The following is an 18,574-nucleotide window of genomic DNA, read 5'->3' on the forward strand; positions in this document are numbered from 1 at the left end:
TCTGCCAATCGGATTAGAATCATCCGATTGGAACCATGCGTCTCTCCAGCCTTGCCGACTATGCCGTAGTGATGATGGCCGCCGCCGCGCGCCATTGCGGCGGGTCGTGCCGGCTGAACGCGACGTCGCTGGCCGAGGAAACCCGGCTGCCGTTGCCGACCGTGCAGAAGCTGGTCAGCCGTCTGTCGGCCGCCGGGCTGCTGGAAAGCGCGCGCGGCACCGGCGGGGGCTTTCGGCTGGCGCGGCCCCCGGCTGCCATTTCGATCGCCGACATCGTCGAGGCGATCGAGGGGCCGATCGCGCTTACCGCATGCGTCGATACCGGCAAGCATGATTGTGCGGTCGAGGGGCAATGCCGCGTCCGTCCGCATTGGAACGCAGTCAACGGCGCCGTAAAGGGCGCGCTCGCGGGGGTCAGCCTCGCCAGTTTGAGCAGGAGTGCCTGATGGCCACCAAGAATGCCGAGGCGCTAGCGGCCGCCAACAAGAAATATGAATGGGGCTTCGCCTCGGACGTCGAACAGGAGTTCGCGCCCAAGGGGCTGAGCGAGGACACCGTGCGCTATATCTCCGCCAAGAAGGGCGAGCCCGAATGGATGCTCGACTGGCGGCTGAAGGCGTTCCGCATGTGGCAGGAAATGACGCTGCCCGAATGGGCCAAGCTGGCGATCCCGCACATCGATTATCAGGACGCCTATTACTACGCCGAGCCCAAGCAGAAAAAGACGATCGCGTCGCTGGACGAGCTCGATCCCGAGATCCGGCGCACGTACGAAAAGCTGGGCATCCCGATCGAGGAGCAGAAGATGCTCGCCGGCGTCGAGGGCGCGCGCAAGATCGCGGTCGACGCAGTGTTCGACAGCGTTTCGGTGGCGACCACGTTCCGCGAGGAGCTGAAGGCGGCGGGGGTCATCTTCCTGTCGATAAGCGAGGCGGTGCGCGAATATCCCGATCTGGTCCGCAAATGGCTGGGCAAGGTCGTGCCGGTGCGCGACAATTTCTATTCGGCGCTGAACAGCGCGGTCTTTTCGGACGGCACCTTCGTGTACATCCCCGAAGGGGTGCGCTGCCCGATGGAGCTGAGCACCTATTTCCGGATCAATGCCGAGAATACCGGCCAGTTCGAACGCACGCTGATCGTCGCCGACAAGGGTGCCTATGTCTCGTACCTCGAAGGCTGCACCGCGCCGATGCGCGACGAGAACCAGTTGCACGCCGCCGTGGTCGAACTGGTCGCGCTGGACGATGCCGAGATCAAATATTCGACCGTCCAGAACTGGTATCCGGGCGACGAGAACGGGGTGGGCGGCATCTTCAACTTCGTGACCAAGCGCGCGCTGTGCGCAGGCACCAATTCCAAGGTGAGCTGGACGCAGGTGGAAACCGGGAGCGCGATCACCTGGAAATATCCCAGCTGCATCCTCCAGGGAGACGGGTCGGTCGGCGAATTCTATTCGGTGGCAGTCACCAACGGGCGCCAGCAGGCCGATACCGGCACCAAGATGCTGCATCTGGGCAAGAATACCCGGTCGACCATCGTGTCGAAGGGGATCAGCGCGGGCCGATCCAGCAACACCTATCGCGGGCGCGTGCTGGTCCAGCCGGGGGCGGAGAATGTCCGCAACTTCACCCAGTGCGACAGCCTGTTGCTGGGCGACCAGTGCGGCGCGCACACGGTGCCGTACATCGAAGTGAAGAACCCCAGCGCGCAGATCGAGCATGAGGCGACGACCAGCAAGATCAGCGAGGACCAGATGTTCTACGCGATGCAGCGCGGGCTCGACCAGGAAGCGGCGGTCGCGCTGATCGTCAACGGCTTTGCCAAGGAAGTGCTCCAGCAGCTGCCGATGGAGTTCGCGGTCGAGGCGCAGAAGCTGCTGGGTATTTCACTGGAGGGTTCGGTCGGATGATGGTTTTCGCACTCGCTCTGGGCGCATTGGCGATGCAGGACCTGGTCGTCAGCGGCGGCGTGGAAGTGAACAACGTGCCGCAGATCGGCATCGCCACGCGCCACGCCCGCTGCATCGTCCGCCGCATCGGCGTGGCCCCTGCCGACGAGGCGGCGCGTACGGCGCTGATCGCCAAATCGGTGACGGACTGCCGCGCCTATATCGACGGCGACTATACGCAGGGCCGCATCAAGCTGGGCGACCGCCCGGTCAGCGCCGGTTGGTGGAAGCGGATGGAGCGGACGCTCGACGCAGTCGAGAAGGACGTCGTCGCCGCGATCGTCAGCCCCAAGCAATACAAGGTCATCTGGGAATTGCCCGACGGCGGTCGGGTCGATGCTTACAACGCGCCCGAGCCGCTGACATCGGTGCGCCTGCTTACGGTGCCGCTATGATGCTGGCGCTGCTCCTCGCAGCGGCGGTGCCGCAGGAATCGCCTGCCGCGGATGAGATCGTCGTTTCGGGCCAGTTGCTGCGGCTTCAGGTCAGCCTGAAGACCAAGGGCAAGCGCGCGACCGGGTGCGGGATCAACCGCACCAGCGGCGACGCGGCGTTCGATCGCAAGGCGTGCGAGACGACGGTGCAGTGTTTCAACCAAGGGCCGCGCGGGCACGACGCGGTATCGGCGTGCGTCCATGACGCGATGCTCCTTTATGCGCGGGGCCGGACGGCTGCCGCAACGGAAGACGCGAACTAATGCTTACGATCGACACTCTGCGCGCCGAAATCGACGGCAAGGAAATCCTCAAGGGCCTCTCGCTCCGCGTCAACGCGGGCGAAGTCCATGCGATCATGGGGCCGAACGGCGCGGGCAAATCGACGCTCGGCTATGTGCTGGGCGGGCGGCCGGGCTATGCGGCCACCGGCGGCAGCGTGACGTTCGACGGACAGGACCTGCTGGAACTGGCGCCGCACGAACGCGCGGCAGCGGGGCTGTTCCTGGGATTCCAGTATCCGGTCGAGATTCCGGGCATCTCCAACGTCCAGTTCCTGCGCGAGGCACTGAACGCGCAGCGCCGCAACCGGGACGAGGCGCCGCTGTCGGGTGGCGAGTTCCTGAAGCTGGCGCGGGCGCAGGCCGATGCGCTGGGCATGGACATGGACATGCTCAAGCGCCCGGTGAACGTGGGCTTTTCGGGCGGCGAGAAGAAGCGCAACGAAATGGTCCAGATGGGCATCATCGGCCCCAAGCTGGCGATCCTGGACGAGACCGACAGCGGGCTCGACATCGACGCGCTGAAGGCCGTGGGCGAAGGCATCAACCGCATCATGCGCGCGCCGGACAAGGCCGTGATCCTGATCACGCATTACCAGCGGCTGCTCGATTATGTGCAGCCCGATTTCGTCCATGTGCTGGAAGCCGGTCGCATCACCCGCACCGGCGGGCCCGAACTCGCGCTCCAGCTGGAGCGCGAAGGCTATGGGGTGGCGGCGTGAGGGCGGCACCATCAATCCAAATCCTCCCCGGAACGGGGAGGGGGACCAAGGCGCGTAGCGGCTTGGTGGAGGGGGCTCGCCACGGGCAAGTCGGTTTGGGGCACGCCCCCTCCACCATGCTGCGCATGGTCCCCCTCCCCGAAACGGGGAGGATTTGATGCCTTTGCTCGATCTTCCCTCCCCGAAGCAGGAGGACTGGCGCTGGGCCGACATGGCGGCGTTGCGCGCGGCGGCGGAGAGCCCCGTGCAGGCGAGCGGGATCGCTCCCGCGTCGCTGTTCCTCGACATCGAAGGGCCGCGCCTGTGCTTCGTCGACGGCCGGTTCGAGCCGGCGCATAGCGTGCCCGGCCCGATGCAGGTGATGCGCCAGGCATCGGCGACCGATCATCCGCTGGGCCAGTTCGCCGAAGGCGAGGGCTGGGCGCTGCGGCTGGATGCCGAGGCGGCGGCGACGTGCATCCAGGTGGTGCATCTGGGTTCGGGCGGCGAGAGCCATGTGCCCGCGCGGCTGGCGCTGGGCGAGGATGCGGTGGCGTCGCTGGTCGAAACCTATGCGGGCAGCGGCTGGGCGAACCGGCTGACGCAGATCCATCTGGCGCGCGGCGCGCGGCTGATGCGGTCGGTCCGGCTGGTGCAGGACACCGGCTTCGTGTCGATCCGCGACGAGGCCGAGATTGCCGAGGCGGCGAGCCTGGTGTCGGTGTTCCTGGGCGCCGGCGGGATGGGCAGCCGCATCGACGGCGCGCTGACGCTGACCGGCAAGGGCGCGTTCGCCGAGATGGGCGGCGCGCTGCTGACGCGCGGCACGCAGAAGCAGGAAGCCGCCGTGACGGTGCGGCACGAAGCGGTCGAGGGCACGTCGCGCCAGCTGTGGCGCGCGGTCGCCGCCGATCGCTCGGTTGCCAGTCTCGCGGCGCGGGTCGAAGTGGCGCAGGCGGCGCAGCAGACCGACGGCGAGCAATCGCTGCGCGGGCTGTTGCTCGATCGCGGGGCGACGGTGAACCTGAAGCCCGAGCTGGAAATCTTTGCCGACGACGTGAAGTGCGCGCACGGCGCCACCGTGGGCGAGCTGGACCGGATGGCGCTGTTCTACCTCCAGAGCCGGGGCGTCGAGGAAAGTCGCGCCAAGGCGCTGCTGACGCGCGCGTTCGTGGCCGACGCGATGGCGCGGATCGGTGAAGAGTCGGTGCGCGTGGCGTTCGAGGACGCGGCGGATGCCTGGCTGGAGGGTGCGGCATGACCGATGCCACGAAGATCCTCCCCGGAACGGGGAGGGGGACCGCGCTCGAAGAGCGTGGTGGAGGGGGAGCGCCACAGGCGGTTTCCTCTGTGGAGAGCCCCCTCCACCATCCTGCGGATGGTCCCCCTCCCCGTTCCGGGGAGGATCTGGGCACCACCCCCCTCGACGTGCTGGCGGACTTCCCCGCGATCCCCGCCGGCTGGGCCTATCTGGATACCGCCGCGACGTCGCAGAAGCCGCGTGCGGTGATCGATGCGATCACGCGCGGCTATGCCGAGACCTATGCCACCGTCCATCGCGGCGTCTATCAGCGCTCGGCCGACATGACGCTGGCGTTCGAGGCCGCGCGGGCGCGCGTGGCGGCGTTCATTGGCGGCAGGCCCGAGGAAGTCGTGTTCGTGCGCGGCGCGACCGAGGGGATCAACCTGGTCGCGCACAGCTGGGCCGCGACGCAGCTCAAGGCGGGCGACCGCATCCTGTTGTCGGCGCTGGAGCATCATTCCAACATCGTGCCGTGGCAGATGGTGGCCGAGCGCGTGGGCGCGGCGATCGACGTCGTGCCGCTGACTGCCGATCACCGGATCGACCTGGACGCGATGGCGGCGATGCTGACGCCGGCGCACAAGCTGGTGGCGCTGGCGCATGTCTCCAACGTGCTGGGATCGGTGCTCGACGCGCGCCGGGCGACCGAACTCGCGCATGCCGTCGGTGCCAAGATCCTGATCGACGGGTGCCAGGCAGTGGCGCGGCTGCCGGTCGATGTGGCGGCGATCGGCTGCGACTTCTACGTCTTCTCCGGGCACAAGCTCTATGGCCCGACGGGGATCGGCGTGCTGTGGGGCCGCCACGACCTGCTCGACGCGATGCCGCCGTGGCAGGGGGGCGGATCGATGATCGATCGGGTGACGTTCGAAAAGACGACTTATGCCCCCGCGCCGGGCCGGTTCGAGGCGGGGACGCCGCATATCGTCGGCGTGCTGGGGCTCCATGCCGCGATCGACTATGTCGAGGGGCTGGGGCTGGATCGCATCCATGCGCACGAAACCGCACTCGTTCGCAGCGCGCGCGAGGCGCTATCCCATATCAATAGCGTGCGATTGTTCGGACCGGAGGACAGCGCGGGCATTGTCAGCTTCGCGGTGGAGGGCGTGCACCCGCACGACGTCGCCACGATCCTGGACGAAGCCAATGTCGCGATCCGCGCGGGCCATCACTGCGCACAGCCGCTGATGGACCTGCTGGGCGTGCCGGCCACGGCGCGGGCGAGCTTCGGAGTGTATAACGGCGCAGGCGACATCGCCGCGCTGGTCGAAGGAATACAGCGAGTGACGAGGATCTTCGGATGAACGAGGAACGCAGGATTGCGATCGAGGAAGTCGACGCCGTCGCGCCGCCGCCCAAGGCGCGCGTGGACGATGCGGTCGAGGGCCCGGCCGAGCGCAAGCGCGACTATCTGTCGGGCTTCCTGGCGCAAAAGCCCGAGGCGCACCCGGCGGGCGAGCCCGGCGGCGCGCTGTACGAGGCAGTGGTCGACGCGCTCAAGGAAATCTATGACCCCGAAATCCCGGTCAACATCTATGACCTGGGGCTGATCTATGGCGTCGAAGTGACCGCGAACGGCCATGCGGCGGTGACGATGACGCTCACCACGCCGCACTGCCCGGTTGCGGAATCGATGCCGGGCGAAGTCGAACTGCGCGTCAGTGCGGTGCCGGGGATTTCGACGGCGGACGTCAACCTGATCTGGGACCCGCCCTGGGACCCGCAGAAGATGAGCGACGAAGCCAAGCTGGAACTGGGGATGCTGTGACGTCCGGCCCCCTCCTGCGTGCGGGAGGGGGTTGGGGCCGGGCCCCCGGCACCCAATATCCGAAGCGCTCGCGGACAGCGGGCGCCCACCCTTCGGTCCTCTCCCGCACGCGGGAGGGGAAGCAGGCAGGAATAGACGATGACCACCGCGACCACCTCCCGCACTCGCCCCGCCGCGCTGACGCTGACGAAGCGTGCGGAGGCGCGCATCGCCGATCTGATGGCCAAGGCGCCCGAGGGCACGGTGGGGGTCAAGCTGTCGACTCCCCGGCGTGGCTGTTCGGGGCTGGCCTATTCGGTCGATTATGTCGCCGAGGCCAAGCCGTTCGACGAGCGGATCGAGACGCCGGGCGGCACCTTCTTCGTCGATGGCGCATCGGTGCTGTACCTGATCGGATCGACGATGGACTGGGTGGAGGACGATTTTACCGCCGGCTTCACTTTCCAGAATCCCAATGCCAAGGGATCGTGCGGCTGCGGCGAGAGTTTCACCGTCTGACCCCCCGCGCCGCGCCTTTGCGGCGTGCGCCCAATTTCTTGGCCGCTTCCGGATCGCGCTTCGCAGCCTTGCGGGCGCGCGATAGAAGGTAGGCCCGTCGAACCGAGAGGAAGCCCATGCCCTATCCCCAGCCCTATGCCGCCGATCCGCAGCGTTATGACGGGCGGATGCCCTATCGCCGCACCGGGCGCAGCGGGCTCGACCTGCCGGCGATCAGCCTGGGGCTGTGGCAGAATTTCGGGGGCGCCGACGTGTTCGAGACCGGCCGCGCAATGCTGCGCCGTGCGTTCGACCGGGGCGTCACCCATTTCGATCTCGCGAACAATTACGGCCCGCCCTATGGCTCGGCGGAGGAGAATTTCGGCCGCGTGATGGCCGCCGATTTCGCCGCGCACCGCGACGAGCTGGTCGTCTCGACCAAGGCCGGGTGGGACATGTGGCCGGGGCCCTATGGTGACGTCGGCGGCAGCCGCAAATACCTGATCGCGTCGTGCGACCAGAGCCTGAAGCGGATGGGGCTCGACTATGTCGACATCTTCTATTCGCACCGCGTCGATCCCAAGACGCCGCTGGAGGAAACGATGGGCGCGCTGGCGCACCTGCACCAGCAGGGCAAGGCGCTGTATATCGGCATTTCCAGCTATTCGCCCGAGCTGACTCGCCAGGCGGCGGCGATCCTGGGGGAATACAAGGTGCCGTTGCTGATCCACCAGCCGAGCTATTCGATGCTCAATCGCTGGGTCGAGGAATCGCTGCTCGACACGCTGGGCGAGCTGGGCACGGGCTGCATCGCGTTTTCGCCGCTGGCGCAGGGGATGCTGACCAGCAAATATCTGAACGGCGTGCCGCAGGATGCGCGCGCGGCCAAGGGCGGGTCGCTGGGCCAGCATCTGCTCTCCGACGACAATCTCGCGCGGATTCGCGGGCTGAACGAAATCGCGCAGCGGCGCGGGCAGACGCTGGCGCAGATGGCGATCGCCTGGGTGCTGCGCGATCCGCGCGTCACCTCCGCGCTGGTCGGCGCGCGCACCGTCGAGCAGCTCGACGATTCGCTCGATGCGGTGAACAACCTGGCATTTTCCGAGGCCGAGCTGGCCGAGATCGACAGCCATGCGACCGAGGGCAAGATCGATCTGTGGAAGGTCTCGTCCACGCTCGAAGAGCTGCCGCAGCAATGAGCGTCGCGTTCCGGCGCGAGAGCGACGAGGAGCATAAGGAACCCAAGTTCGAGATCCCGCTGCCGTCGGGTCCGAACCTGGTCACCGCGCGTGGGCTGGCCGCGATCGAGGCGAAGGTGGTGGCACTGGAAGCCGCCATCGCCGCCGAGGGCGAGGATGAGCCCCGCGAAGCGTTGCGCCGCGAGCTGCGCTACTGGAACACGCGGCGCACCACGGCGCAGTTGGCCCCGGCGCCCGAAGAAGGCGTGGCGGGCATCGGATCGCGCGTGCGAATCCGGCTGGCGGGCAAGGCGCGCACGATCGACATTGTCGGCCATGACGAGGCCGATCCCGCGGCCGATCGCCTCGCCTTTTCCGCCCCGCTGGCCCATGCGCTGCTGGGGGCCGAGGCGGGGGAGAGCGTGGCATTCAACGGCCGTGCCGACGCGATCGAACTGGTCGAGGTGACGGCGATTCCGGCTTAGCTCACGCGAAGGGCAATGCCGGTTCGGCGCCGGCATCGCTCTCCGGCCCCTCGAAATTGGAAACGGTGACGCCGACCAGCCTTATGCCCTTGGGCGTCGGCAATACCGAGCGGATCAGCGCCAGGCTGGCGTCGCGCAGCGTTTCCCAGTCGCGCACCGGGCCCGTCTGGCTGCGGCTGCGGGTGATCTGCTGGAAATCGGCGTACTTGACCTTCACGGTCACCGTGCGGCCAAAGGCCTGGGCCTTGTCGCACCAACCCCACACATCCTCCGCCATGCGCAGCACCCCGGCCTCGATTTCCGCAGGCTCGGTCAGGTCGCGGTTGAAGGTGGTCTCCGAGCCAGAGGATTTGCGGATGCGGTCGGGCTCGACGGGGCGTTCGTCCTCGCCGCGCGCGATGGCGTAATACCAGCCCGCCGAACTGCCGAAATGCTCGCGCAGGAAATCGAACGACTTGGCGCGCAGATCGGCGCCGGTGCGGATGCCCAACCGCTCCATCTTGCGCGCCGTGACGGGGCCGACGCCGTGAAAGCGCGACACCGGCAGCGTCTCGACCCAGGCGGCGCCCATGTCGGGCGTCACTGCGAACTGGCCGTTGGGCTTGCGATGATCGGACGCGAGCTTGGCGAGGAACTTATTGTACGAAATCCCGGCGGACGCGGTCAGGCCGGTCTCCGCCAGGATGCGCGCGCGGATTTCCTTGGCGGTTGCCCAGGCAGTGTCGATCCCGCGCCGGTTGGCCGTCACGTCGAGATAGGCCTCGTCGAGCGACAGCGGCTGGATCAGCTCGGTATAGTCGGCGAAGATCGCGTGGATCTGTTTGGACACTGCGCGATAGACGTCGAAGCGCGGGCGCACGAACACCAGTTCGGGGCAGCGCCGCAGCGCCGTGACCGAGGGGAGGGCGCTGCGCACGCCGAAGGTCCGCGCCTCATAGCTGGCCGCCGCCACCACGCCGCGTGCGGCGGCATGGCCGACCGCCACGGGTCGCCCGCGCAATGCGGGATCGTCGCGCTGTTCGACCGACGCATAAAAGGCGTCCATGTCGACATGGATGATCTTGCGGACCGGCGCAGCCATGCGCTGCCTTTAGCGCGTGGCGAACGGATGGGGAACAAAAACCTTCAGACCTCGACCGCGCGCGTGGCGCGCCCGGCGTCGCCGAAGATGCGCAGATAGCGCGCGATTTCGGCCGGATCGCCGGTCGCCTTGCGCGGATTGTCGGACAGTTTGACGGCGGGCCGGCCATTGGCGCGAACGACCTTGGCCACCAGCGAAATGGGCTCCAGCGCGGTGCCGCCCGCAGGGTCGCAGCCGCGGAAATCGTTGGTCAGGTTCGTCCCCCAGCCAAAGCTGGTCCGCACGCGCCCGTGGAAATGGCGATAGGCGGCGGTGATCGATTCCACGTCCATGCCGTCGGAAAAGATCAGCAGCTTGTCGCGCGGGTCGCGGCCCTTTGCCCGCCACCAGTCGATGATCTGGTCGCCGCCCTCGATCGGCGGCGCGCTGTCCGGGCGGAAGCCGGTCCAGTCGGCAACCCAGTCGGGTGCATCGCGCAGGAACGCGGCGGTGCCGAAGGCGTCGGGGAGCACCACGCGCAGATTGCCGGCATAATGTGCCTGCCAGTCCTGGAGCACGCGATAGGGGGCGGCGGCGACTCCGGCGTCGTCCTCGGCCAGCGCGGCGAGCACCATCGGCAGTTCGTGCGCGTTGGTGCCGATCGCCTCCAGGTCGTTGTCCATCGCCAGCAGCACGTTTGACGTGCCGATGAAACGGCTGCCCAGCCCCTCCTTCAGCGCCTCGACGCACCAGCGCTGCCACAGGAAGCCATGGCGGCGGCGCGTGCCGAAATCGCTGAGCACCAGATCGGGCAGCGCCTGAAGCCGCTCGACCTTTTCCCACAGCTTGGCCTTGGCGCGGGCATAGACCACGTCGAGCGCGAAGCGGCCCTTGTCCTTGAGCGCGGCGCGCGAGCGGAGTTCGTTGACTATCGCCAGCGCGGGGATTTCCCACATGCTGGTATGCGTCCAGGGGCCGTCGAAGGTCAGCTCGAACTGGCCGTCGCGGACGCGCAGGTCATAATCGGGCAGCTGGAAATCGGCGAGCCAGTCGAGGAAATCGGGCGCGAACATGCGCCGTTCGCCGTAGAAACTGTTGCCCGCGAGCCATATCCGCTCCTTTTTCGACAGCCGCACGCTGCGCGCATGATCGAGCTGTTCGCGCAGCGCGGCTTCGTCGATGATCTCGGCCAGCCGTACGTCGGTGCTGCGGTTGATGAGCGAAAAGGTGGCGCGGACGTCCGGGTAGAGATGCCGGATCATCTGCAACATCAGCAGCTTGTAGAAATCGGTATCGAGCAGGCTGCGCACGATCGGATCGAGCCGCCAGCCGTGATTATAGGTGCGCGTGGCGATGTCGGTGACGGTCATGCCGCGTTGTGCCAGCCGCGTCGCGTGACGCCAAGGCTTGTCGCGCGCGTTAACCATGGCATAGCGGCACGGCTATGGGGGCTATCATGACGTTGGGGGAGAGGATCGCGGGCGCGCTGGCGGCTCTGGGGCTGGCTGTCGCCATGCCATTGCACGCGCAGACCGCGCCTGTGACCGTGCCCGAAGTGGAAGAAAGCGACGTCGCCGTGCTGCCCGCGCTCTCGCCGCACTGGGTGGTCACGATGCAGAGCTTCGGCGCGGCGGCGGCGCGGATCGTGGACGGGGATACGGCGAAGATCGTCGCGTCGATCCATATCGCGCAGATGTCGAACGTGCGCTTCGACCCCGCAGGGCGCTTCGTCTATGTCGCCGAGACGATCTGGACCAAGGGCAATCGCGGCACGCGGCAGGACATGGTGACGGTCTATGACGCACGCACGCTCAAGTTGCTGACCGAAATCCCGCTGCCGGGGCGGTTGCTGACCGGCTATCGCCAGGCGGGGTTCGATGTCTCGACCGACGGCAAATGGGCCTATGTCTATGACCTGTCACCGGCATCGGCGGTGGTGGTGGTCGACCTCGCCAAGCGCCGCGTGGCGCAGGTGGTGGAGGTTGCCGGGTGCGGGCTGGCGTTCGCCGCCGGGCCGCGCCAGGTGGCGTCGCTGTGCGGAGACGGCACGCTGTCCACGCTCACGCTCGATGCGCGGGGCAAGGGGCAGATCGCCGCGACCCAGCCCTTTTTCGATGCGGACGCCGACCCGGTGTTCGACAATGCGGCGGTCGATCCGCGCACCGGCCGGGCGTTTTTCCTCACCTATTCGGGCATGGTCCACGAAACCGTGATCGGCAGCGGGGCGCAGCCCGTGGCGTGGTCGCTCAACGCCGCCGCCGGCATGGCGCCGGCCACCACCGCGCCGCAGGAAGTGGCGTGGCGCCCCGGCGGGCGGCAGCTGATGGCCTATCACGCCGCGTCGGGGCGGCTCTATGTGCTGATGCACAAGGGCGCGTTCTGGAGCCACAAGGTGCCGGGCGAGGAATTGTGGGAAGTCGATGTCGCGACGCGCAAGGTGCTGCGGCGCAGGCCGCTGACCGTCGCGGCGGAGAATCTGGCGGTCAGCCCGGATGCCGCTCCGCTGCTGTTCCTCAACCATGGTGAGAGCCTGTTGGTGCTGGACGGCGCCACGCTGGAGCCACGGGGTCGGATCGACAATGTCGGGCTGGGGGTGATGACCACCGTGCCGGGGGGCGCACCATGAGCCTGGTCGCGGCGAGCGCGGCGGCGCTGGCGGTGGCTGCGCGGGTGCTGCTGGGGCTGGTGCTGCTCCAGGCGCTGACGGGCAAGCTGCGCGCGCCGGGGGCGTTCGTGGCGGCGGTGGGGGCGTATCGCATCGCGCCGGATGCGTTGCGGGCGCCGCTGGCGCTGGCGATACTGGGGGCGGAGGCGGGGCTGGGCGTCGCACTGCTCGCTGGCGTGGCGCGTCAGGCTGCGCTGGCCGGCACGGCGGGGCTGCTGCTGTGCTTTGCTGGCGCGATCGCGATCAATCTGCGCCGGGGGCGGGCCTATATCGACTGCGGCTGTGCGATGGGCAGCGCGCGGCGACCGATTTCGCGCGGGCTGGCGCTGGCGAATGTCGCGCTGGCCGGGGCGGCGCTGGCTGCGGCGGTGCCGGCGGCCACGCTGCCGGGCCTTGCGGTGGCGAACGGCTATGCGGCCGGGTTCGTGCTGTTCCTTCTGTTCAACCTTGTGGCGCTGCTCGGCGATATGCGCCGCATGGCGCGCGGTACGGCGCAGCCGGTCTGGAGTGTGCGATGACGACGGCGCTGCTGGTATCGCAGGTGCTGCTGTGGGTGGTGGTGCTGGCGCTCGCGCTGGTGGTGCTCGCCGTGGCGCGACAGGTGGGCGTGTTGTTCGAGCGGGTGGCGCCGGTGGGTGCGCTGATCCAGGGCGCGGGGCCGCAGGCGGGGGCGATGGCGCCCCGGCTGGTCGTGCCCGCGCTGGCGGGCGGCGACGTGGCGATCGGGAGCCCGCGCGGCGATGCGCGGGCGCAGATGCTCCTGTTCGTCTCGGCGCAATGCCCCATTTGCAAGACGCTGATCCCGGTGGCGAAGCGCGTGGCGCGCGACGAGGGGCTGGAACTGGTCTTCGCCGGCGACGCCGACCCCGCCGAGCAGCGCGCGCTGGTCGACGCGCAGGACATGGGCGGCTTTCCGTTCCTCAACAGCGCCGAACTCGGGCGTGCCTTTGCCGTCGCCAAGCTGCCGCATGCCGTGCTGATCGACGGCGCGGGGCGGATCGTGGCGCAGGGGCTGGTCAACAGCCGCGAGCATCTGGAGAGCCTGGTGGTGGCGCGCGAACTGGGGGTCGGATCGGTGCAGGACTATCTGCGCGATACGCGCACGCAGGCGGCGGAATGAAGGACGAGGGGATGCTCGATCGCTGGACCCAGCGGCTGGTGCGCGGCGCGGCGCGGGGCACGTCGCGGCGGGGGCTGTTGTCGCGGCTGGGCGCATTGGTGGTGTCGGCGCCGCTGCTGCCGGTGCTGCCGGTGGCGCGGGCGCAGGACCGATCGCTCGACGCGCGCACCGAATTTGCCCGCCATGCCCAGACCAATGACGCGACGGCGTGCGATTACTGGCGCTATTGCGCGATCGACGGGTCGTTGTGCACCTGTTGCGGCGGCGGGCTGCACACCTGTCCGCCGGGGACCGAGGCGTCGCCGACGGCCTGGGTGGGGACGTGCATCAATCCGGCGGACGGCAAGGCGTATCTGATCGCCTATCGCGATTGCTGCGGCACCGCCGATTGCGGGCAATGCGCGTGCGACAATACCGATCGCGAGACCCAGACCTATCGGCCAGGGGGCAATAACGACATCATCTGGTGCTTCGGCACGAGCAGCATGGAATATCACTGTTCGACTGCGGTGATGGTCGGATCGGCAGACTGACGTGCGCAGCGTGGCGATTCTCGCCGGGGCCGTGACGGCGCTGGGGCTGGCGGCGATGGCGCACGGGGCGGCGCCGGGGCGATCGGCGCAGTCCGACTATATCGAGTATTGCGCCGGCTGCCACGGCATCCAGGGCGATGCGACGACCCCCGCCATCCCCGCGCTGCGGGGGCAGGTGGGGCGGTTCCTGTGCACGCCGGAGGGGCGCGACTATCTGATCCGCCTGCCCAATGTCGCGCACGCCCCGCTGCGCGATCCTGCCGACCTGGCCGCGCTGATGAACTTCGTCGCGTTCCGGCTGGGGGGCACGAGCGCGCCTGCCGACGCCCGGCCCTTCGAGGCGGCGGAAGTCGAGCGGCTGCGCCAGACTCCCCTCGTCCCCGGCACCGGGCTCAAACAGTTGCGCGCGCGGCTGGTGCGCGATGTCGCGCGGGCGTGCCCGGCGGGTTCCTAACCCAGCACGTCCGTCAGCAGTCGGCGCCAGTTGCCGCCCATGATCGCATCGACTTCGCGCGCGCGGAAACCGGCGCGGGGGAGCGCGTCGGCGATCCGCTGCATCCGGTCGATCCGGTTGAGTTCGGGGATGACGACATGCTCGGGCGTCCAGTCGAAGCCGGGAATGCCCTGACGGCGCAGCGCCAGCCACCATTCCATATATTCCTGCACGCCCTTGGCATTGTCGTTGTTCAGCTTCACCAGATTGGCCTGCCCCGCCATCGGGAAGTCGTTCGCCACGCCCACCGCCTCGATCCCGCCGACGCGGACGACGTGGCGGATCTGGGCGATATAGTCCTCGACCGTGGGCCGCGCCTTTCGCGTCAGCCAGAAGCTCATCATGAAGATGCCGAACACGCCGCCCCGCTCGGCGATCGCGCGGATCACAGTGTCGGGGGCGCAGCGCGGATGGTTGACGATCGCGCGCGCCGCGCCGTGCGACAGCGCGATCGGCGTGGTCGAGCGGCGCGCGGCCTCCAGCATCGTGAGGTCGGACCCGTGCGACACATCGGGCAGGATGCGCAGCCGGTTCATCTCGGCCAGCGCCTCGATCCCCAGCGGGGTCAGTCCGGTCTGGACGGGCATGATCGCGCCGCCCGCCATCAGCGTGTTGTTGTGGTGGGTGAACTGGAGGACGCGCAGCCCCTTCGCGTGGAAATAGCCGATGCGCGACAGATCGCCTTCCAGCATCTCGGTCGACTGGAATTGCAGGAACACGGCACAACCCGGCTTCTTGCCGATGTCGCTGCCCTTCAGCGCGACATAGGCATAGGCCGAGTCGGCCAGCCGCGCGACGGCGCGGTCGATCGCCGGATCGTTGGCCGCGAAGTTGCGGCTGTAGCGCGGCACGCCGTCCGCGCCGCGCACTTCGATCAGGTCGGATACGTCGGCGATCATCCCGCCCAGCCCGGCGGCGGCGATGTCGCGGAGGTCATCGGGCAGGAAGCTGAGCGAATCGAAGAAGAAGGGGGGCTTCTTCGTGATGGTCCCGGCCCAGGCGGGCACCGCCGCCGCCGCTGTCATAGCCCCGATTGCTGCCCGCCGTGTCAACATTGTCTGCTTCCCTATCCTGTGCGCCCTGCCGACGCGTCGCCATGCCATGCGCGCCCGAGCGGGGCAAAAAAAGGGGCGACCTCTTGCGAGGCCGCCCCATCTTTTCAGTCCTGTGAACGGATCAGAACTTAACCGTCGCACCTGCGTACAGCATGCGGCCGTACAGGTCATAGGTGTTGGCGATCGTCTGCGCGCCCGGCCACGTCACCGGGTTCGTGTCACCGAACTTCGGCGGCTTCTTGTCGAACAGGTTGTTGACGCCGAAGTACAGCTCCATGTTCTTGTTGTCGCCGACCATGATCTTGCCCTGGATGTTGTGGTACAGGTACGCCTTGATCTTGGTCGCGCCGTCACCCAGCGTGTCTACCAGCGGGCCCAGATATTCCGGACGATAGTAGAACTGGAACTGATCGTTGCCGATCGTGAAGTTGCCGACCACGCGATCCTTGAAGCCCGAACCCAGGCGGCCGCAGCTGTAGCAATCGGCCTGGCCCAGCTCGTTCTGGACCTTGCCACCCGCGAACGGGGTCTGCTGCTGCTTGAAGCGGTGGTTGTACAGCACGTCGATGTCGAGCGTCAGGCCCGCGATCGGCACCGAGTAACGGCCTTCGAGATCGATACCCGAAACCAGGTAGGAGCCGGTGTTCAGGTTGATCGCGTTGACGCGGGTGATGAAGCCCTGCGCATTGCGGATCACGTTGTTGCAGAACTGCGCCGCACCCGTCGCGAGGCATTCGTCAGCCGAAACCTGCTGGCCGATGATGCCGATCGCATTCTTCACCTTGATCCGGTAATAATCGACCGTCAGGCTGAAGCGCTTCAGGAAGGTCGGCGTGAACACCGCACCGACCGTGATCGTGTTGGCGGTTTCTTCCTTCAGGTTCGGATTGCCGCCCAGCAGGCCGTCGATCGTCTGGATCTGGGCCGTGTTGTACGTGAACGAACCGCGCGAGGCGACCGTGGCTGCGATGCCCGGGATCGCCGCACAGCCCGCCGGCAGCGCAACCGGGGTCGCGCCGTCGCCATTGCCCTGGCCCTGGTCGCAGGGATCGGTGATCGACGGGAAGGTCTGGCTCAGCGAATTGTAGAGCTCACCGATATTCGGCGCGCGGGTTGCACGCGAATAGACTGCGCGGAAGCGGATGTCCGGGGTCGGTGCGAAGGTTGCGCCGCCCTTGAAGCTCCACACGCCGCCCACGGTCGAATAGTCGGCGTAGCGGACTGCGCCTTCCAGGCCGAGATAGTGGAGGAACGGACGGTCCTCGACGATCGGCGCGACGACTTCGGCGAACGCTTCCTTGGTGTTGAACGAACCCTTGGTGTTGGTCAGCTGGTTGCCCGAGGCGAGGCCGGCCTGGGTGAACGGATCGAACACTTCCGAGCTCTTCTCGTGGCGATATTCGCCGCCGAACGCGAGCGACACCGGGCCGCCCCACAGCGAGAACAGGTCGCCGCTCATGCTGCCGGAGACGACGTTCTGGTTCACCTTCGCCAGATAGTCATAGGTCACGTTCGTGCCGTTGACGAGCTGGACGGTGTTGCCGTCGATCAGCGTCACGGTGCGCGTCGGACCGGTGTAGGTCTGGAGGAACTTCGATGCCGCCGCAGAGGCGGTGTTGAAGCCGAAGATATTGATCGGAGCGCAGCCCGCCGCGCGCGCCGCCGCGTCAGAGCAGCGAACCTGGCCGTCGGGGCCGATTTCGTTGCTGAGCGCCGCGCCGTAGTTCGGCATGTAGATGCTCTGCGCCGTGGTGTGGTCGCGGCTCTGCGAGTGCTCGTAATAGATGTCGTACGACCAGTTGCTGCCGAAGGGCAGCGAACCCTTGGCACCGATCACGCCGCGATAGAAGTCGCGGTCGTTGCGGTTGCTGCGATCGAAGATGTCGTTCGAACGACGGCGGAACTGGATCACGTCGGTGCCGTTAGCGATCGCCGCGGCGCGGATCGCGGCGGGAACGTAGGGGCTGGTGATCGGGATGCCGGCATAGGCCGAGCCATCGAAGTTCACGACCGGGCTGGCCGAGCTGTTGTCGATCGCCGACGCTTCGAGCGAGGCGCGCGACTTGGTCTTCGCGTACTGGCCCTCGGCATAGACCTTGAACGAATCCGAGAAGTCGTAGCTGGCCAGCACGGTGCCCATGTAGCGTTCAACCGGCACCGACAGGTAGCGGTCGCCGTTACGGTTGTAGCCGTCGATGTTGGCGCCCTGATAGCCCTTCAGGTTGTTGTTGCCATCGAACGTGAAGGTGCGGCCCGAGGTCGGCGAGAAGGTCGACTGGGTGGCGGGGTTGCTGACGTCGAACAGGCCCTGTGCGGCATAGGAGCTGCGGTTCGGCACGTCGGTGGCCGAGAAGCTGCGATTGCGCGAGCGCAGGCCATGGTCGTTGTCATAGCTGAAGTTCGCGGCGATGTGGCCGCGACCGTCGCTGAAGCCGGTGCCGGCGGTGACCGATGCGTACTGGCGCGCTGCGTCGCCCTTGTCCGAAACGGTGCCCTGGCCGCGCACGCGAACGCCCTCGAACTTGTCGTTCAGGATGAAGTTCACCACGCCGGCGATCGCTTCCGAACCATAGATCGACGATGCGCCGCCGGTCAGGACTTCGACGCGCTGGAGCAGGTCGGTCGGGATGTTGTTGACGTCGACGGCCGAGGTGCCGGCGATGCCGAGGCTGCGGCGGCCGTTGATCAGGACCAGCGTGCGCGACGAGCCGAGATTGCGCAGGTTCACCGTCGCGGTGCCGTTGCCGGTGTTCGAGAAGTTCGAGCTGGTGCGGCTGACGTTCTGGCCGACCGACGGCAGCGTCGCGAGCACGTCCTGGACGTTCGCCGCGCCGGTTGCCTGGATACGCTCAGCGTTCACGACCGAGACGGGGACCGATGCCTGCAGGTCGGTGCTGGCGATGCGCGAGCCGGTGACGATGATTTCGCCGCCGGTGTCGTCCTGGGTGTCGACCGGGGCCTGCGCCGTCTGGGCTGCCGCGGGAAGCGCGGCGGCGCCGAGGCTGACCAGCAGCGTCGATGCCAAGAGGCGGTTGCGGACTGCAGCGTTCATATATGTTCCCTCTGACCGGTT

The 18,574-nt window shown here is 67.7% G+C and carries 20 protein-coding genes; 16 read left to right on the plus strand and 4 right to left on the minus strand.

What is annotated here, in order from left to right:
- The first annotated feature begins 35 nt into the window (after window positions 1–35).
- The 11 genes from ACG3SL_RS00240 to ACG3SL_RS00290 all read left to right on the plus strand — a co-directional run bounded on the left by ACG3SL_RS00240 (window position 36) and on the right by ACG3SL_RS00290 (window position 8,575).
- A complete protein-coding gene (locus ACG3SL_RS00240) occupies window positions 36–446 on the plus strand; it encodes an SUF system Fe-S cluster assembly regulator (RefSeq protein WP_448663144.1) in 411 nt (136 codons plus the stop codon).
- Complete coding sequence (gene sufB / locus ACG3SL_RS00245) at window positions 446–1,909, plus strand: Fe-S cluster assembly protein SufB (RefSeq protein ID WP_448663145.1); 1,464 nt, start codon at window positions 446–448, stop codon at window positions 1,907–1,909. The genes ACG3SL_RS00240 and sufB overlap by 1 nt, the downstream gene beginning before the upstream one ends.
- A complete protein-coding gene (locus ACG3SL_RS00250; RefSeq protein WP_448663146.1) occupies window positions 1,906–2,343 on the plus strand; it encodes a hypothetical protein in 438 nt (145 codons plus the stop codon). The genes sufB and ACG3SL_RS00250 overlap by 4 nt, the downstream gene beginning before the upstream one ends.
- On the plus strand, window positions 2,343–2,645 hold the full coding sequence (locus ACG3SL_RS00255) for a hypothetical protein (protein ID WP_448663147.1): 303 nt from the start codon (window positions 2,343–2,345) through the stop codon (window positions 2,643–2,645). Before ACG3SL_RS00250 ends, ACG3SL_RS00255 begins: the two co-directional genes overlap by 1 nt.
- On the plus strand, window positions 2,645–3,385 hold the full coding sequence (gene sufC / locus ACG3SL_RS00260; protein ID WP_448663148.1) for a Fe-S cluster assembly ATPase SufC: 741 nt from the start codon (window positions 2,645–2,647) through the stop codon (window positions 3,383–3,385). Before ACG3SL_RS00255 ends, sufC begins: the two co-directional genes overlap by 1 nt.
- A 157-nt stretch (window positions 3,386–3,542) precedes the next feature.
- The gene (locus tag ACG3SL_RS00265; RefSeq protein WP_448663149.1) at window positions 3,543–4,625 is read left to right on the plus strand and encodes a SufD family Fe-S cluster assembly protein; all 1,083 of its coding nucleotides are present in this window, start codon (window positions 3,543–3,545) and stop codon (window positions 4,623–4,625) included.
- Window positions 4,626–4,792: 167 nt separating this feature from the next.
- Entirely contained in the window at window positions 4,793–5,971 is a 1,179-nt protein-coding gene (locus ACG3SL_RS00270; protein ID WP_448665199.1) for a cysteine desulfurase, read from the plus strand.
- On the plus strand, window positions 5,968–6,435 hold the full coding sequence (locus tag ACG3SL_RS00275; RefSeq protein ID WP_448663150.1) for an SUF system Fe-S cluster assembly protein: 468 nt from the start codon (window positions 5,968–5,970) through the stop codon (window positions 6,433–6,435). The genes ACG3SL_RS00270 and ACG3SL_RS00275 overlap by 4 nt, the downstream gene beginning before the upstream one ends.
- A 138-nt stretch (window positions 6,436–6,573) precedes the next feature.
- Window positions 6,574–6,933, plus strand: a complete 360-nt coding sequence (locus tag ACG3SL_RS00280) for a HesB/IscA family protein (RefSeq protein ID WP_448663151.1) — start codon at window positions 6,574–6,576, stop codon at window positions 6,931–6,933.
- Between the two features lie 116 nt (window positions 6,934–7,049).
- Window positions 7,050–8,111, plus strand: coding sequence for an L-glyceraldehyde 3-phosphate reductase (gene mgrA / locus ACG3SL_RS00285; RefSeq protein ID WP_448663152.1), 1,062 nt, complete (start codon window positions 7,050–7,052; stop codon window positions 8,109–8,111).
- The gene (locus tag ACG3SL_RS00290; protein WP_448663153.1) at window positions 8,108–8,575 is read left to right on the plus strand and encodes a GreA/GreB family elongation factor; all 468 of its coding nucleotides are present in this window, start codon (window positions 8,108–8,110) and stop codon (window positions 8,573–8,575) included. The genes mgrA and ACG3SL_RS00290 overlap by 4 nt, the downstream gene beginning before the upstream one ends.
- A gap of 1 nt (window position 8,576) precedes the next feature.
- Here the strand turns inward: ACG3SL_RS00290 and dinB are convergent, their stop codons facing one another.
- Both dinB and pncB read right to left on the minus strand, forming a co-directional pair.
- Window positions 8,577–9,656, minus strand: coding sequence for a DNA polymerase IV (gene dinB, locus ACG3SL_RS00295; protein WP_448663154.1), 1,080 nt, complete (start codon window positions 9,654–9,656; stop codon window positions 8,577–8,579).
- A 44-nt stretch (window positions 9,657–9,700) separates the two neighbouring features.
- Complete coding sequence (gene pncB / locus ACG3SL_RS00300) at window positions 9,701–11,005, minus strand: nicotinate phosphoribosyltransferase (RefSeq protein WP_448665200.1); 1,305 nt, start codon at window positions 11,003–11,005, stop codon at window positions 9,701–9,703.
- Window positions 11,006–11,091: 86 nt separating this feature from the next.
- Between pncB and ACG3SL_RS00305 the strand changes: the two genes are divergently transcribed.
- Genes ACG3SL_RS00305 through ACG3SL_RS00325 form a run of 5 tightly spaced genes read left to right on the plus strand, consistent with a single transcriptional unit; the run spans window position 11,092 to window position 14,407 of the window.
- The gene (locus ACG3SL_RS00305) at window positions 11,092–12,261 is read left to right on the plus strand and encodes an amine dehydrogenase large subunit (RefSeq protein ID WP_448663155.1); all 1,170 of its coding nucleotides are present in this window, start codon (window positions 11,092–11,094) and stop codon (window positions 12,259–12,261) included.
- Window positions 12,258–12,818 (plus strand): MauE/DoxX family redox-associated membrane protein, encoded by a 561-nt coding sequence (locus tag ACG3SL_RS00310; RefSeq protein ID WP_448663156.1) that lies wholly within the window; start codon window positions 12,258–12,260, stop codon window positions 12,816–12,818. Before ACG3SL_RS00305 ends, ACG3SL_RS00310 begins: the two co-directional genes overlap by 4 nt.
- Window positions 12,815–13,420, plus strand: a complete 606-nt coding sequence (locus tag ACG3SL_RS00315) for a methylamine utilization protein MauD (RefSeq protein ID WP_448663157.1) — start codon at window positions 12,815–12,817, stop codon at window positions 13,418–13,420. Before ACG3SL_RS00310 ends, ACG3SL_RS00315 begins: the two co-directional genes overlap by 4 nt.
- Window positions 13,417–13,953: a methylamine dehydrogenase light chain gene (locus tag ACG3SL_RS00320; RefSeq protein WP_448663158.1), complete on the plus strand. Its 537-nt coding sequence runs from the start codon at window positions 13,417–13,419 to the stop codon at window positions 13,951–13,953. The genes ACG3SL_RS00315 and ACG3SL_RS00320 overlap by 4 nt, the downstream gene beginning before the upstream one ends.
- A 1-nt stretch (window position 13,954) precedes the next feature.
- The gene (locus ACG3SL_RS00325; RefSeq protein ID WP_448663159.1) at window positions 13,955–14,407 is read left to right on the plus strand and encodes a c-type cytochrome; all 453 of its coding nucleotides are present in this window, start codon (window positions 13,955–13,957) and stop codon (window positions 14,405–14,407) included.
- On the opposite strand, the gene ACG3SL_RS00330 is transcribed toward ACG3SL_RS00325, so the two are convergent.
- Complete coding sequence (locus tag ACG3SL_RS00330) at window positions 14,404–15,501, minus strand: membrane dipeptidase (RefSeq protein ID WP_448663160.1); 1,098 nt, start codon at window positions 15,499–15,501, stop codon at window positions 14,404–14,406. The genes ACG3SL_RS00325 and ACG3SL_RS00330 overlap by 4 nt on opposite strands.
- A 121-nt stretch (window positions 15,502–15,622) precedes the next feature.
- The gene (locus tag ACG3SL_RS00335; protein ID WP_448663161.1) at window positions 15,623–18,553 is read right to left on the minus strand and encodes a TonB-dependent receptor domain-containing protein; all 2,931 of its coding nucleotides are present in this window, start codon (window positions 18,551–18,553) and stop codon (window positions 15,623–15,625) included.
- Window positions 18,554–18,574: the final 21 nt, after the last annotated feature.

Source organism: Sphingomonas degradans, assembly GCF_053502645.1.

What these genes read in the sequence shown, in the direction of transcription:
- dinB (WP_448663154.1), bottom strand. Translation starts at nt 9,656, where the DNA reads ATGGCTGCGCCGGTCCGCAAGATCATCCATGTCGACATGGACGCCTTT.
- ACG3SL_RS00330 (WP_448663160.1), bottom strand. Translation starts at nt 15,501, where the DNA reads ATGTTGACACGGCGGGCAGCAATCGGGGCTATGACAGCGGCGGCGGCG.
- ACG3SL_RS00240 (WP_448663144.1), top strand. Translation starts at nt 36, where the DNA reads ATGCGTCTCTCCAGCCTTGCCGACTATGCCGTAGTGATGATGGCCGCC.
- pncB (WP_448665200.1), bottom strand. Translation starts at nt 11,005, where the DNA reads ATGACCGTCACCGACATCGCCACGCGCACCTATAATCACGGCTGGCGG.
- mgrA (WP_448663152.1), top strand. Translation starts at nt 7,050, where the DNA reads ATGCCCTATCCCCAGCCCTATGCCGCCGATCCGCAGCGTTATGACGGG.
- ACG3SL_RS00255 (WP_448663147.1), top strand. Translation starts at nt 2,343, where the DNA reads ATGCTGGCGCTGCTCCTCGCAGCGGCGGTGCCGCAGGAATCGCCTGCC.
- ACG3SL_RS00315 (WP_448663157.1), top strand. Translation starts at nt 12,815, where the DNA reads ATGACGACGGCGCTGCTGGTATCGCAGGTGCTGCTGTGGGTGGTGGTG.
- ACG3SL_RS00275 (WP_448663150.1), top strand. Translation starts at nt 5,968, where the DNA reads ATGAACGAGGAACGCAGGATTGCGATCGAGGAAGTCGACGCCGTCGCG.
- ACG3SL_RS00310 (WP_448663156.1), top strand. Translation starts at nt 12,258, where the DNA reads ATGAGCCTGGTCGCGGCGAGCGCGGCGGCGCTGGCGGTGGCTGCGCGG.
- ACG3SL_RS00280 (WP_448663151.1), top strand. Translation starts at nt 6,574, where the DNA reads ATGACCACCGCGACCACCTCCCGCACTCGCCCCGCCGCGCTGACGCTG.
- ACG3SL_RS00250 (WP_448663146.1), top strand. Translation starts at nt 1,906, where the DNA reads ATGATGGTTTTCGCACTCGCTCTGGGCGCATTGGCGATGCAGGACCTG.
- ACG3SL_RS00320 (WP_448663158.1), top strand. Translation starts at nt 13,417, where the DNA reads ATGAAGGACGAGGGGATGCTCGATCGCTGGACCCAGCGGCTGGTGCGC.
- sufB (WP_448663145.1), top strand. Translation starts at nt 446, where the DNA reads ATGGCCACCAAGAATGCCGAGGCGCTAGCGGCCGCCAACAAGAAATAT.
- ACG3SL_RS00335 (WP_448663161.1), bottom strand. Translation starts at nt 18,553, where the DNA reads ATGAACGCTGCAGTCCGCAACCGCCTCTTGGCATCGACGCTGCTGGTC.
- ACG3SL_RS00265 (WP_448663149.1), top strand. Translation starts at nt 3,543, where the DNA reads ATGCCTTTGCTCGATCTTCCCTCCCCGAAGCAGGAGGACTGGCGCTGG.
- ACG3SL_RS00305 (WP_448663155.1), top strand. Translation starts at nt 11,092, where the DNA reads ATGACGTTGGGGGAGAGGATCGCGGGCGCGCTGGCGGCTCTGGGGCTG.
- ACG3SL_RS00290 (WP_448663153.1), top strand. Translation starts at nt 8,108, where the DNA reads ATGAGCGTCGCGTTCCGGCGCGAGAGCGACGAGGAGCATAAGGAACCC.
- sufC (WP_448663148.1), top strand. Translation starts at nt 2,645, where the DNA reads ATGCTTACGATCGACACTCTGCGCGCCGAAATCGACGGCAAGGAAATC.